A 13,768-nucleotide genomic window follows, 5' to 3' on the forward strand; every position below is an offset into this window, starting at 1 on the left:
GTCCAATCTGTTTAATTTACCCAAAGATTTACCCGAGGGCGAAGGCATCGACTGGAATGTTGTGATCGTGGATGCCACGGAAATTCCAATCCAAAGGCCTAAAAAAACAGAAGAAAAGCTATAGCGGCAAGAAAAAGACCCATACCTTTAAAGTACAGGCCATGATTCACTACAAAACTCAGCAAATTCTGAGTTTATGTACCAGTCGCGGTGCAGTGCATGATTTCGAGTTGTTAAAACGCAATTTAAACCAGATTCCTTTTGGGGCTTTTATCCTTGCAGATAAAGGCTATCAGGGGATTTATGTGTTGTATCCGAATAGCCTGTTGCCATTAAAAGCCAAAAGACACTGTAAATTGGATCCTGAATTGAAAATCTATAATCAAGAAATCAATAAAAGAAGAATCGGAATTGAGCATGTATTTGGCAGCCTGAAAACCTTCAAAATCCTTGCTGAGCGTTATCGAAATAGAGGTAAAAGGCTTGGTTTGAGATTCAATTTAATCGCTGGAATCTACAACTTGGAACTGAGTAAAAAATGATTTATGAAAGAGGTCTATTTTATTAAAATAATTGAGGAATAAGCTCATTTATAAATTTAAAAAGAATTAAGAAAATAAAAAATAACAATAATATAGGAGATAATAAATAATTTTTTTAGAAGGCAAATAATTTGATCTGCTTCAATAGTTCAATATCTTTCTGCTTCATTCGAGATAAATTAAAAGCCACCTGTTGATAAGAGTTTTTTATCAACTCTTTGATTGGAGATGCATCGAGATTTGGCTCTTCCAATCCTATAATTTAATGTTTTTTATTCATATGCTAACCGGTGCGGATATAAGGGTAAATATCTCGTAGTATTTCTCCATATTCAATTTTCAGCTTAACTGTATACATCACTGCTCTCACTGAACGATTGGGTACAACTGACCTCATGGAGAGAGTGTGATTTTCAGATGCTATTGGGTACAAGGTCATAAGCTTTGAATAATTTAAAGAAAAGTTGTGGATAATTTAAATATTATCCACAGCTTAGTGGAAAGTTGTGAATAAATTAAGATGAACAACTCACCATGACTTCTGGGACATCACTTGGTAAAGGGCCTAAATCTTCAGGCTGTTCGAGTTCTGATTGCTTGGTAAATGGCTGGCCAAGTAACTTGAACAGGCGATCTACTTCTGAGAAGTCATCTGCTTCAGCAAGCTCGATAGCTTTCTGGGCCATATGATTACGCAAAATATAATATGGATTAGCTTTAGTCATTTGCGTATCCAGCTCAGTGGTATCTTGAAACTCGCGAATAGTTTCATACTGGCTCAAGAAACTTTCAAAAGCACGACGGTCTAAGCAATCATCCTTAATGACGTCATACTCTTTATTCTGCAAACGGATAAAGCTTTGCGTGTAGTCCAATTGCTCAGATTGCAAGATACGCAGGAACGCCATGGCACAATCAAAACTGTCTTTATGAAAACCTGGCAAGCCCATTTTCTGATTTAGACCGAGTTTATAGTGCTTAAGGAAAGTCGGCTCGTAATGCTCTAAACAAGCTGCTAAATCCTGCTTCCATTGTTCCCTGTCATAGTCAGTAGGGCAGAGTGGTACAAGATTATTCAGCCATTGCCATAAATTCCAGTGAGCAATACTTGGTTGCTGTTGATAGGTATAACGCCCTTGATAATCCGAATGGTTATTGATCCAGTTCGGGCGGAAACGCTCCATAAATCCATAAGGACCAAAGTCCAGTGTAGAACCAGTGATATTCAGGTTGTCGGTATTCATGACGCCATGAGCAAAGCCGACCAGTTGCCACTTCGCAATCATCACAGCCGTACGTTGAATAACTTTTGTTGCAAACGCCAGAATCGGCTGCTCTGCTTCAAGACATTCTGGATAATGCCACTCCATACATTTCTGGGCAAATTCACTTAAAAGATCAGGTTGATACTGATTGATCCATTCAAAATGACCAAAACGAATATGACAGTCGGAGGTCCGTAACATCATCGCGCCAGGTTCAAGTTTCTCACGCTGAATCCCTTGAGCAGAGGAGGTAAAACCAACAGCATTACTGGAAGCAATACCTAAACAGTTTAGGGCATGGCCTGCAAGATATTCACGAATGACTGAACGTAATACAGCACGACCATCGCCCATGCGGGAATATGGTGTAGATCCGGCACCTTTTAAATGTAGATCAATAGTCTGATTATTTTTATCCAGAATTTGCGCAATCAACAGACCGCGTCCATCACCGAGCTGTCCCGCCCATTGGCCGAACTGATGCCCGGCATATACCATTGCGAGGGGTTCAAATTCAGCGAAAGTTTTCTGACCACTACAAATTTCTATCCATTCAGCTTTGTCCTGTTCCGACCACTGCAGCTGATCAGCCAAAGCCTCATTGAAATGACCTGCTTTAGGTTCTTTTAATGGAACCGGTTGTTGATGATGATAGAGGCGGGGAGGGAGCGTGTTATAACGAGCATTAAAGTGCATAGCAATCAGATTTAACGTATGTTTAGTTCACTATAACAAAGAATGATAACGAAAACTGTTGATCATTTTTGACCAGCTATAAATAGAAAATGCCCCGAATTCGGAGCATTTGTACAGTATCTAAATTATTCAGATACTGGCGTTTTTTTCAGGTTACGAACCAGTAAATTCAAAGTTTCACGGTGATGAGACAGGCGTTGTTCCACCAGCTGGAATTCCATCTTCAACTTGTCATCCATCTGATGGATTCTTTCAGCAACTGCTGCCTTTTTCACTTGAATTTCTTTTTCTTTCAGCTTGGCCCAGTCATTCAGGGTTTGTGTGAAAGCATCATATTCAAGGGCAATCTTGCTTTTGACATTGGCAATGTCTTCATTAACATCATGACCATACACGGCAAGATCTTGCTCGGCATATTTAAACTTCATTGCCAGCTCAGCTTTCTTGATGTTAAAGCTTGGAATACGGCGTAGGTTCTTTGCCAGACCCAGTTTAGAGCAGGTCCAGATTAACCATTTTGTTGGATCATACTGCCACCATTTCACCCCATTACGGTAATCGTACTGGAAAATGTGATGGTAGTTATGATAGCCCTCACCCCAGGTGGCAATTGCTAACCAGAAGTTATCACGTGCTGTATTTTCATCGGTATATGGACGTGAACCCCACATGTGACACAATGAGTTAATGAAGAAAGTCACGTGATGGCTCAGGATCAGACGAACTAGACCACTGAGTAACAATACACCCCAGACATCGCCTACTGCCCAGCCAATAGGAAGCAGAATCGCAGCATGCACAGCAATCACCAGCGGTACATAGTACTTGTGCTGGAACATTACGACTTTGTCATTCTGCAGGTCAGGTGCATTTTTGTAGTTCGGTTCTGCTGCCGGATAATCACGAAGCATCCAGCCTAGGTGCGCATACCAGAAACCATTGTTGATCGAGTATGGATCTTTTTCGACATCATCGACATGGCGGTGATGGGTACGGTGACCTGAGCCCCAGTATAAAATACTATTTTGTACAGCAAATGTACCCATGATCATCAGAATGATTTTTAGTGGTAAAGTCGCTTCATAAGCACGATGTGCCCAAAGACGATGGTAACCCGCTGTAATACCAAGGCTACTGACGCCAAGTAAAACAAACATACTGATCCAGGCAGCAAGACTGAAATCATGGTGATACGCATACAACGGGATCGCAATGACAGCTACGATTGGCAATGCAACCAAAGCAAATACAGCGACCCAGTTAATTGGGGCTTGAGGTAGGGGAGCATTCATCTCCAACAGCACTCCTGGAACCTAGGAAGATGTTTCTGAACCTAGGAAGGTATATCTAAAAGGCCAAATCCTCTAAGCTTTATAGGGGATTGAACTTATGCATATTAACATGGGCAACAGGGTGGCACTAGCTTTATTGCACAGGTGTATTGTACTTATGAGTAACAGAATAATTAAAACGAAATGTGACATTTTTAAGCTGTGATAAGGTGCAGTTTTTAACCATCAAAATTAAGAATTTGACCTGTTACGAAGCAGAAAATTTCTATTTAGTTCATGCGTGTATCAGTATTAGTCATATAAAAATAAGTTCAAAACAAATAGTTCTAAAAATGTATTATCAGTCATGACCATCAGGTCAGTACTTTCATGGAAGCTCTCCATAATGAGTACACTGTTAATAAGATTAGATACAGATGTATAGCAATACGTTTACTCAGCTTTTCACTATCTGATAACTAAAAGAAAACCTCTTAAATCTAAGAGGTGGAGAAAACAAAAAATTTATTATCTTTAGAGTTGTTGCAGCATAAGTTTAGGATAATCAGTAATTAAACCTTGTACACCTAAATCACGTAATTCTTTGGCACGCTCAATATCGTTGACTGTCCATACACTGATATTCAGTTGGGCAGTTTGAGTTGCCTTAATCATTTCTTTGTTGGCCAATTCATTCATCCAACCAATCTGACAACAACCCAGTTTAAGTGCCTGATCAATGGCTTTATGTTTTACATCAGTTTCAATCAATAAACCACGCTTAAACTGTGATTTTTGTTGTTGCAGTGCAGCATGAATTTTGGCATCAAAACTGGTAATAATAGCTGAATGTTCAAAGCCCTGGAGTTGTTGCTGTAATTCCAGGGTGATTTGTTCCGCGGCAGCTTCGGAAGCCACTTCTTTGATTTCGACTTCGATATGATCAAAGTTCTGAATGACATTTAAAGTCTGGTTTAAAAGGGGAGTTGGTTCAACCTGATTCCATTCAGACCATTGTACGGCATGATTATATGGGGACAGTTCTTCACGGCTGCATTCATAAAGATGCTTTTGCTGGCCTGTGGTACGTACAAAATCATCATCATGCATAATAATCAAGGCATTGTCTTTAAGTTGACGTACGTCAAACTCAACCGCGCGAATCCCGATTTCCTGAATATATTGAAATCCACCAAGGGTGTTTTCTGGTGCTTCCCCACGCGCACCACGATGGCCGATTATACGCATGTTGCGATAACCTGAAAAAATAAAGATAAATACATGATGTCGAATAATTATGACGGAACAATGACGATATTCTGCGCCTTTGGCACTTTATTGCAAAGATCGTCGACGCAGATTTTTCTGTGGAGTTTAATAAGTTTTAGCGGTTTTATTAATCAATAGTTTCATTGATATTTTTCTGCCATAGTACTTCAGAACCGCCTTCAGCACGTTGTAAAGTACGTGAAGCTACAAATAACCAGTCTGATAGGCGGTTAAGTAGTTGAATTGAGGTTGCCTGAATATTCTGGTCACGGCTGTGTACAGACATGACACTGCGCTCAGCTCTACGGCAAACAGCGCGCGCCTGATGGGCATAGCTACAAGACAATGAACCAGCCGGCAAAATAAAGTCTTTCAGCATTGGTAAGGCTTCATTCATACGGTCAATATCATTTTCTAAAAAATCAATAGATACCGGTTGAACCAAGTTAAAACCGGGAATACAGACCTCACCACCCAAATCAAACAACCAGTGCTGGATCAGGCTAAGTGATTTGTCCCAAGTCGCTTTATCTTCAATTGGACTTATACTGATCTGGGAGCGTAATACACCAATGGTTGCGTTGAGTTCATCGACATCACCCAAAGCGGTGATACGTAAATCATCCTTGGCAACGCGTGAACCATCACCCAAACCTGTGGTGCCTGAGTCGCCGGTACGGGTATAGATCTTGCTTAAACGGTGGCCCATAATAGATCCTTAAATAATTAAATGCTGTAAATAAAAAGAATCATGCCATAGGCATGACATGATTCTCAAAAGTATTTATTTAAACTGTAGTGAACTTAATATTTGAAAGTAACACCAGCAGAAGCGAGTCGGCCACCATTTAAGTAGTAGTTTCCATAATCTTGATATGAAGTTTTGAATTTAGTGTCGCCCATATTCTGAATATTTGTGAAAAGCTTAACAGATGGATTTAGATTCCAATGAGCATTGAAATCTGCTGTCATATAACCTGGATTATCATGTTTGTAGTCCCAATCTTTGGAACTAGATTTTGCATTTAAAGACAAGCCCAAGCCATAGTTTTCATTCGTCATACCTACAGTTGCAGTAGCATTGTGACGTGGGCGACGAACGAGATCACGATTATCTGAGTCATCTTTAGGTTGAACATAGCTATATGATAGACGTGTATAGAATTGATCAGCTTGCCATTTCAATGCTGATTCAAATCCTGTCAGAATCGCTTTTTTAATGTTTTGATTTTCGCCTGCTTTATAGGTGATCAAGTTTTCAATTTCATTACGATATAAGCTAAATTCAGAGCTAAAACCATGTGAATAATTTTGATTTAAACCAATTTCATATGAAATGCTTTCCTCTGGTTCTAAATTTGGATTACCTGATGAGCTGTATAAATCATTTGCACTTGGTGCTCTAAAAGCAGTACCGATATTGGTATATACACTTGTATCTGATGTAAGTTTATAACGAAGTGCAGCTTGACCTACAGTATGTTCGCCAAACTGCTTATTATCTTCTAAGCGAATACCCAATTGAGTATTCAATTTATCATTATTAAATTGATGTTGAACATAATATCCATTTGAATCTAATGACGTATTATATTCAGTTCCATAACTTAGACTATTAACATCTGATTTGTTAATCGTTCCACCAATTAATATATTTTGATGCGGTGTTAGCTTCCATCGAGCATTCAGGTCATATTCTTGACGTTCATTTAAAGTGTAGTCAATTTCTGAGCCAACATAGGTAGAATTCCAATCACCTGTAATTTCATCTTGTACCCAATTATATATATCAGTTAAATCATTTTGGACAAGGTTGTCTTCAAATTTAGAGTAGCGCGCATTAAGCTCCCACTGATCATTTAATTTGAGTGCACTCTTTGCAGTGAATAATTTATTTTCAAAGTTATGAGAGCGTTGTGCACCATAATCATCGTATTGGCTTGAGCCTTGATTTTCACTGTATTCGATACTTGCGTTGTATTGGGCTTTATCAATGCCTAATTTGGTGGTAAAACCTTTTTGATCAAAACTTGCTTTGGGGGTGTTGGGAATATCTGTGACAATCGTACCATCAGTTTCAAGGCGTTGACCGCGGATTTGAGTATAGATCCCATTTTCTGCTAAATCAGCCCCAACTACAGATTTATACGTTTTATTTTCACCGATTTCGCCTGTAACAAATCCACCCGACTTTTTAGGGGCTTGGGTAATGATTTGAACAACACCGCCAATCGCATCTGAGCCATAAAGTACAGAGGCAGGACCTTTTAATACTTCAACTTGTTTGATATCAGTGGTATCAATAAAAGCCAAAGATGCTGCGTTAGATGTTGCTGTGTTAAGTCGAACACCATCACGTAATACGAGGGTATGATCTGATTCAGTACCACGTAAGAAGATCGATGATTGTTGACCAATACCTCCTGCTTGAACCATGTTGATAGATGCATCATTCTTTAATAGTTCTGGAAGTGATGTAATCGATGATTGCTCAAGAATTGCAGGCTCAATAATCGAGATGCGTGCAGGGACATTTTCAATGTTTTCTGCAGAACGAGTTGCTGTAACCACAATGGTATCTAAAGATGCTTTCGCAACTTTTTGCTCGTTAGCAAAAACAGATGAAGTGGTACCCAACGCAAGTGCGATCGCACCTACCAAGGCAGTAGGTTGACAATGAAGTGACATGTTAAAGCTCCCTACATTCACTTCCCCGTGAATGATTGAGTTATAGAACACAACAAGCAGGTTTCCGGACTTAAATGTGCAAAGCAGCGACTTTGCTGTATATCCACCTTCCCACATCAAGATGCAGTGGTGTAAACCAAAGAGTTTAAATTGATAGACGTTTCATTTTTTACCGTTGCGGGGGCAGTGCTGGATTTACACCAGCTTCCCTAAAGCAGAAAGCTTTGACTTGTTGCAAGTTGAGCGCAGTATAAGTCGAGCATGTTATTTAAACAATCTGAATAAATAAATATCAGATCGAACTTTACGCAAGCTATAAAAATTGCTTTACAATGATTTGCTCAATTTTATAGATCGGCTATGACATTGAGGAAATTTTCGAGCCAAATCAATATGCGAACCCGTGCCAAAATTTGTGGAATTACCCGAGTTGAAGATGTACATGCTGTAGTCAATGCAGGCTGTGATGCGATTGGATTTGTATTTTATCCGCCGAGTCCGCGTAGTGTGACTTTAGCGCACGCTGAAATACTGATTCAGACAGTTCCTGCCTATGTACAGGCAGTGGGATTATTCGTAAATAGCAGTGCCGATGAAATTCAGACTATTTTAAAAACCGTGCCGCTGGATATCCTGCAATTTCATGGTGATGAAACTCCAGAGCAGTGTTGGTCGATAGCCAGACAGGTTGGACGCCGTTGGTACAAAGCCATTCAGGTCAAACCCGGTCTGGATGTAGTAGCTGAAATTCAAAAATATCAGGATGCAGGCGCAAGTGCAGTGCTGTTAGACGCATGGCATCCAGACTTAAAAGGTGGAACAGGGCATAGTTTTGACTGGACCACTTTCCCTAAACTTAATATTCCTTTGATCTTGGCAGGGGGATTAAATCCTGACAATATCGAACAGGCAATTCTCACCACACATGCGTATGCGGTGGATGTGAGCGGCGGTGTCGAGTCCGCAAAAGGTATTAAAGACCAACAACTCATCGAACGCTTTATGCAAGGAGTCCTACGTGGATCAGCAAAATAATGTGATTGACTATACCCAATTCCCTGATGCAAAAGGGCATTTCGGTATTCATGGCGGGCGTTTTGTGTCAGAAACTCTTATGGCAGCTCTGGAAGACCTGGAGAAGCTGTATTTCCGTATGAAAAATGACGAACAGTTTTTGGCAGAATTCGACCGTGACCTCGCTTACTACGTAGGTCGTCCAAGTCCGCTTTATCATGCTGAACGATGGTCGAAAGAGTTGGGTGGTGCGCAAATTTACTTGAAACGTGAAGACTTGAACCATACAGGTTCGCATAAAGTAAATAACACGATTGGTCAGGCGCTGCTGGCAAAACTATCTGGTAAAAAACGTATTATTGCGGAAACTGGTGCAGGTCAGCATGGCGTTGCAACAGCAACCATCGCAGCGCGTTTGGGTCTTGAATGTGTTGTATATATGGGCGCAGATGATGTAAAACGTCAGGCCATGAACGTGTATCGTATGCGTTTGTTGGGTGCAAAAGTTGTTGCAGTAGAAAGTGGCTCTAAGACTTTGAAAGATGCCATGAATGAAGCAATGCGCGATTGGGTGACAAATGTTGATACCACATATTATGCAATCGGGACGGTAGCAGGCCCACACCCGTATCCGCAACTGGTTCGTGATTTCCAGTCGATTATTGGTCGTGAAGCACGCCGTCAGATTCTGGAACAGGCGGGTCGTCTTCCAGATGCTCTGGTTGCTTGTGTCGGTGGCGGTTCAAATGCGATGGGCTTATTCTATCCATTCCTGAATGATCAAGATGTGAAAATGTATGGCGTTGAAGCAGCAGGTCATGGTATCGAAAGTGGTAAGCATTCTGCGCCATTGAATGCTGGTCATGTCGGTGTGCTACACGGTAACCGTACTTATCTGATGTCTGACGAACAAGGTCAGATTATCGAAACGCATTCGATTTCTGCGGGTCTGGATTATCCGGGTGTTGGACCGGAACACAGCTTCCTGAAAGATATGGATCGCGTGAAATACGTACCGATCAATGATGAAGAAGCATTACAAGGTTTCCGTGACCTCACCAAGATCGAAGGTATTATTCCTGCGCTAGAAAGCTCACATGCGATGGCATATGTGACTAAACTTGCTCCAACGATGTCTAAAGACCAGATCATCATTGCCACTGTTTCAGGTCGTGGTGACAAAGACTTGATGACTGTTGCAGGCATTGATGGCGTGGAAATGGTTGAGATGTAAATAATCTCCCTAACCCTCTTTACGAAAGAGGGAATAGCCCTCCTTTAAAAAAGGAGGGTTGGGACGATTTAAAAATCGTATTCAAGCAATTGAGTGCGATTTTTTTATGCAATAAAAATCCTCCTTCTTTGTAAAAGGAGGGGGAGGCAAGGATTGAGAGTTACAGCCTTCTTTTTTAATGCTTACGTATGAGCAGATCGGTTAGACAATATAGATGTTGCCGTAAGGCTGAGGTATAGGGATATATTTGCAGCCATTACAAAATAGTTTTGTTACTTTTGCCGAAACAAAAGTAATGATTTACTAAAGAATCAATATGCCGACTTATAATGAAAATGGGTGTGCGAGAAAAATGCTTCAAAAACTTTTCTGCAGGTAGATATTACTTTGGAAAAGCCCAAAGTAACCAAAGGCTTTTTAATCAGCAGACATTACATCCTGATAATGCTGCTCAATGGGCGACATCCATGTCGCAAAAAAAGTCTCCTATACAGATAATTAAAATTTTGGATCCTCAGAAAAAGAATAAGATTCAAATGAAATCAAATTCTTGCTCACAATTTGGCGATAAACGGTAGAAAAATTTCCTTATCAAGACTAAGGAATTAGCATAATATTGAACACGGCTGTATAAACTCTCCGACTTAGATGGAATGCCTTATATGGATTTAATTCAGGCAAATGGACAACCCCGTTACGGACGTTTCAAAGAGATTCCCAAAAGTATCGATTACAATGCTTACCAGTACAAAACTCCTTATGGCCAGATTGTTGCCGGCTGGCGTAAGCATCTTAAATACAAAAAATTCAAATTCTGTAGCATTCAGCATGAACACTACAGTATTGGCGTAGCGATCGCTGATATTGCCTGGGCAGGGCATGGTTTCTTCTATATCTATGATCATCAGACCAATGAAGTGCGGGAATGGAATGCGATCAATTTTCTGTCACGTCACACTGTTTTAGATGAACAGCCGCTGTTTAATCATAGTTATTTTCATAAATCTCCATACCAGATTGAAATTCAGCATGCCAATGGTGTGCGTTATATCACTGTGACCAAATATGGAGATATAAAGCTGAGTGCCCGGATTTTCTGTGCCGGAACAGATCCACTCAGTATGTGTAGTCCAACAGGTATTAATGGCTGGACTTATACCCAGAAATTAACGACTTTGGGCTGTGAAGGACATTTTGTTAACAAACAAGGGCAGACCATCCAGTTTAATGAACGTACCTTTGCTTCACTGGATGATACCTGTGGTTTTTTGCGTCCCGAAACAGCATGGTTCTGGTTATCCTGTAATTTTTGGGATACCAAGCAGAACCGGATTGGAATTAATCTTGCATCAGGCGTAAATGAAAGCTTTGGCAATGAAAACTGTCTATGGGTTAACGGCAAGATTTATGCCTTGACCGACGTGCTGTTTCAGCAGGAATCAGAAAATCAGTGGAGTATACACTCACTGGATGAGAAGCTAAATTTGCGTGTGACGACGGGCTGGCGCCGTTATGAAAATCTGAATCTGCGTCTGGTCGGTAGCCAGTTTAGCCAATGGCAGGCACGAGTATCCGGGACCATTCAGCAGGATGATCAGGAATATGTATTGCTAGATGAATATGCTTTGCTTGAACAGCATTATGCCAAATGGTAATCATCAGCAAGAAAAAAGCCTTTAGTTAAAGGCTTTTTTATTTTCTTACTTTTATTTTTTTAGTCTTTAGCTGCTCGCCAGAATGCTTCACCAGCCTGAATTGGATCATCGGTTTCACTCAGTGTTTTTACCCAGACGTCGTATTGAGCAATCACAGGATGCTGGCTAGGATGGAAATCCTTTTTAAACCAGTCACGATACTGTTTGCCCATACGGGTCAGCTTGCCTTTTTTACCAAAGAACCATGGCAGGCCGCGAATATTCATCTGCAGACGTTGGCGTGGCGTAAACCCGTCATGCTTTAACATCACATTGGCCCGATAAATGGTAAAGCCGATCATCAATACACTGGTCCATGCTAAGGTGAACTTTCGTAGATTTTCTGGTACATCACCTACTTGTTTCATTACATCAAACGCAACATCACGATGTTCCATTTCCTCGATTGCATGCCAGGCAAATAGAGCTCGCACATAAGGATGCGCTTCTTTCAAGGTGTCTTTATAAGCATAGAAGGTTTCTGCCATCAGCGCAGTCATATGCTCAGCCGCAGCGGTCATGGCAATGTTGTATTGAGGTGAGCGTTTTTCCAGTTCGAATTTGAAAATTCTGTTTAAACGCTGAATGAATTGATCTACTGGCATACCTTGCTGTTTCATGATCTGGTTCATCTTTTCATGGGCAATACCGTGTTGTGCTTCCTGACGGATAAAGTCTGCTACCCGTTTTTGCAGGTCAGGATCGGTAATTTTATCGCGAAATAGGCGTACGCTTTGAATGAAGTAGCGTTCACCATCCGGGAAAGTCAGGCTCAAGGCGTCAAACATACGGGTTAGGAAAGGATCACCGCCAAACCAGAAGCGAGGAATTTCATCAAGTTTAAAGTCAAGATTGGTGCGAACCACCGGCTGTACAGTTGTTTTTAATGGTGCATTCATCTTTTGTCATTCTTGTTGATGTCGATGCTGACAGTATGTCGACTATTACACAAATTGTTTTGACAGTTATTGCCAATTTTTATACATTTTACGCCAAATGAAAATAAAGCTTGTCAAATTGCTGCACTCATAGAGAATTACACATGCAGGACATACGAATATCAAATGGTTATATTCAACTGTGGGCTACGCATCTGCGCAGCCTGAATATAGAACCCCTGCAGGCTGATTTTCTTAAAGATCTAAATACCCCATTGCGCCATTTAATTGACCAGCCTTTTGATACTGAAGTTCCTCTTGAGTTATTAAACACAGTTATCGAAAGAACTCAAACGTATCTACATTGCCCGCAATTAATTTTTGAAATTGTCCAGTCTATTCGTCCGGAGCATTTTGGGGTATTAGGTTATATGGCCTCAAAAAGTAGCAGTATCTCCGAGATGATCGGTTATATCATGCGTTTTCAACGGCTAGTAGTGGATGGTAGTGAGTTTGTCCCTCTGCAGATAAAACAGCATGAACAAAGTATTGAACTTTACTGGGATTTTCTGCATGAGAAATATCAGTTGCTGAATGAATTAACGATTGCAGCGATGGTGCAACTGGGTCGTTATATTTTACAGGATCATCCGCTGGTACTACGTTGTGTTCGGTTAGCTCATGTACCGTTGATGGCGCAACGGCATTATCAGAAATTCTTTGGCGTGGACGTGCGTTTTTCTCAGGCCTATTATAGTTTTGAGCTGGACTTACAAGATTTAAAAATCAAGTCAGAACAGGCTGATCCGATGCTGTTACAGCTGCTCGTCCGCCAGGCTGAAGAAGCCATTGCTACCAAGTCTTCAAATGAATCAATATTACAGCAGGCACGAAAAATTATTGCTGATCAGCTACGTACTGAATATCAAGCAATTAAAATTGAGCAACTGGCACAGCAGCTATGGATGTCATCACGCAGCTTGCAGCGTTATTTAAGCAAGCAGGGCAGTTCCTTTAAAAAGTTGCTGGAACAGGAGCGAATGAAACGCTGTGAGACGCTATTACAGCAGGGACTTAGCCTGACTGAAATTGCTCAGCAGCTGGATTATTCTGATCAATCTGCATTGGCGCGTGCCTATAAAGCTGCAACTGGGCAAACACTTTTACAGGCACGAAAACTCTTCAAAACAAAGGAAGAAAAATAGAAATAAAAAAGC

Annotated in this window: 11 protein-coding genes and 1 riboswitch; of the genes, 5 read left to right on the forward strand and 6 right to left on the reverse strand. The window is 40.8% G+C overall.

Features of this window, described 5'->3' with window-relative positions; all coding sequences use genetic code 11:
* Positions 1–71 precede the first annotated feature (71 nt).
* On the forward strand, positions 72–542 hold the full coding sequence (locus HADU_RS05365) for an IS5/IS1182 family transposase (RefSeq protein ID WP_008304215.1): 471 nt from the start codon (positions 72–74) through the stop codon (positions 540–542).
* A gap of 515 nt (positions 543–1,057) precedes the next feature.
* On the opposite strand, the gene HADU_RS05370 is transcribed toward HADU_RS05365, so the two are convergent.
* The 5 genes from HADU_RS05370 to HADU_RS05390 form a co-directional block, all read right to left on the reverse strand.
* The gene (locus tag HADU_RS05370; RefSeq protein WP_008304217.1) at positions 1,058–2,503 is read right to left on the reverse strand and encodes a protein adenylyltransferase SelO; all 1,446 of its coding nucleotides are present in this window, start codon (positions 2,501–2,503) and stop codon (positions 1,058–1,060) included.
* Between the two features lie 125 nt (positions 2,504–2,628).
* A complete protein-coding gene (locus HADU_RS05375) occupies positions 2,629–3,795 on the reverse strand; it encodes an acyl-CoA desaturase (protein ID WP_008304219.1) in 1,167 nt (388 codons plus the stop codon).
* 513 nt (positions 3,796–4,308) lie between these two features.
* The gene (locus tag HADU_RS05380) at positions 4,309–5,022 is read right to left on the reverse strand and encodes a glycerophosphodiester phosphodiesterase (protein ID WP_004891492.1); all 714 of its coding nucleotides are present in this window, start codon (positions 5,020–5,022) and stop codon (positions 4,309–4,311) included.
* 148 nt (positions 5,023–5,170) lie between these two features.
* The gene (locus HADU_RS05385; RefSeq protein WP_008304223.1) at positions 5,171–5,752 is read right to left on the reverse strand and encodes a cob(I)yrinic acid a,c-diamide adenosyltransferase; all 582 of its coding nucleotides are present in this window, start codon (positions 5,750–5,752) and stop codon (positions 5,171–5,173) included.
* Between the two features lie 95 nt (positions 5,753–5,847).
* Positions 5,848–7,731, reverse strand: coding sequence for a TonB-dependent receptor plug domain-containing protein (locus HADU_RS05390; protein ID WP_008304224.1), 1,884 nt, complete (start codon positions 7,729–7,731; stop codon positions 5,848–5,850).
* A 37-nt stretch (positions 7,732–7,768) separates the two neighbouring features.
* Positions 7,769–7,979: riboswitch (cobalamin riboswitch) on the reverse strand.
* Between the two features lie 145 nt (positions 7,980–8,124).
* Between HADU_RS05390 and HADU_RS05395 the strand changes: the two genes are divergently transcribed.
* The 3 genes from HADU_RS05395 to HADU_RS05410 all read left to right on the forward strand — a co-directional run bounded on the left by HADU_RS05395 (position 8,125) and on the right by HADU_RS05410 (position 11,634).
* Positions 8,125–8,766: a phosphoribosylanthranilate isomerase gene (locus HADU_RS05395; RefSeq protein WP_008304226.1), complete on the forward strand. Its 642-nt coding sequence runs from the start codon at positions 8,125–8,127 to the stop codon at positions 8,764–8,766.
* Positions 8,750–9,979 carry a tryptophan synthase subunit beta gene (gene trpB / locus HADU_RS05400; protein WP_004816119.1) on the forward strand — a complete coding sequence of 410 codons (1,230 nt, stop codon included), beginning with the start codon at positions 8,750–8,752 and terminating at the stop codon, positions 9,977–9,979. The genes HADU_RS05395 and trpB overlap by 17 nt, the downstream gene beginning before the upstream one ends.
* Positions 9,980–10,641: 662 nt before the next feature.
* Positions 10,642–11,634, forward strand: coding sequence for a DUF2804 domain-containing protein (locus HADU_RS05410; protein WP_008304231.1), 993 nt, complete (start codon positions 10,642–10,644; stop codon positions 11,632–11,634).
* A 59-nt stretch (positions 11,635–11,693) separates the two neighbouring features.
* On the opposite strand, the gene HADU_RS05415 is transcribed toward HADU_RS05410, so the two are convergent.
* Positions 11,694–12,572: a metal-dependent hydrolase gene (locus HADU_RS05415; protein ID WP_008304233.1), complete on the reverse strand. Its 879-nt coding sequence runs from the start codon at positions 12,570–12,572 to the stop codon at positions 11,694–11,696.
* Positions 12,573–12,715: 143 nt separating this feature from the next.
* Here HADU_RS05415 and HADU_RS05420 point away from each other — a divergent pair, with 143 nt between their 5' ends.
* Positions 12,716–13,756, forward strand: a complete 1,041-nt coding sequence (locus HADU_RS05420) for a helix-turn-helix domain-containing protein (RefSeq protein WP_008304235.1) — start codon at positions 12,716–12,718, stop codon at positions 13,754–13,756.
* Positions 13,757–13,768 lie beyond the last annotated feature (12 nt).

It is taken from the genome of Acinetobacter sp. HA (genome assembly GCF_000264725.1).
Classification (GTDB): Bacteria; Pseudomonadota; Gammaproteobacteria; order Pseudomonadales; family Moraxellaceae; genus Acinetobacter; species Acinetobacter schindleri.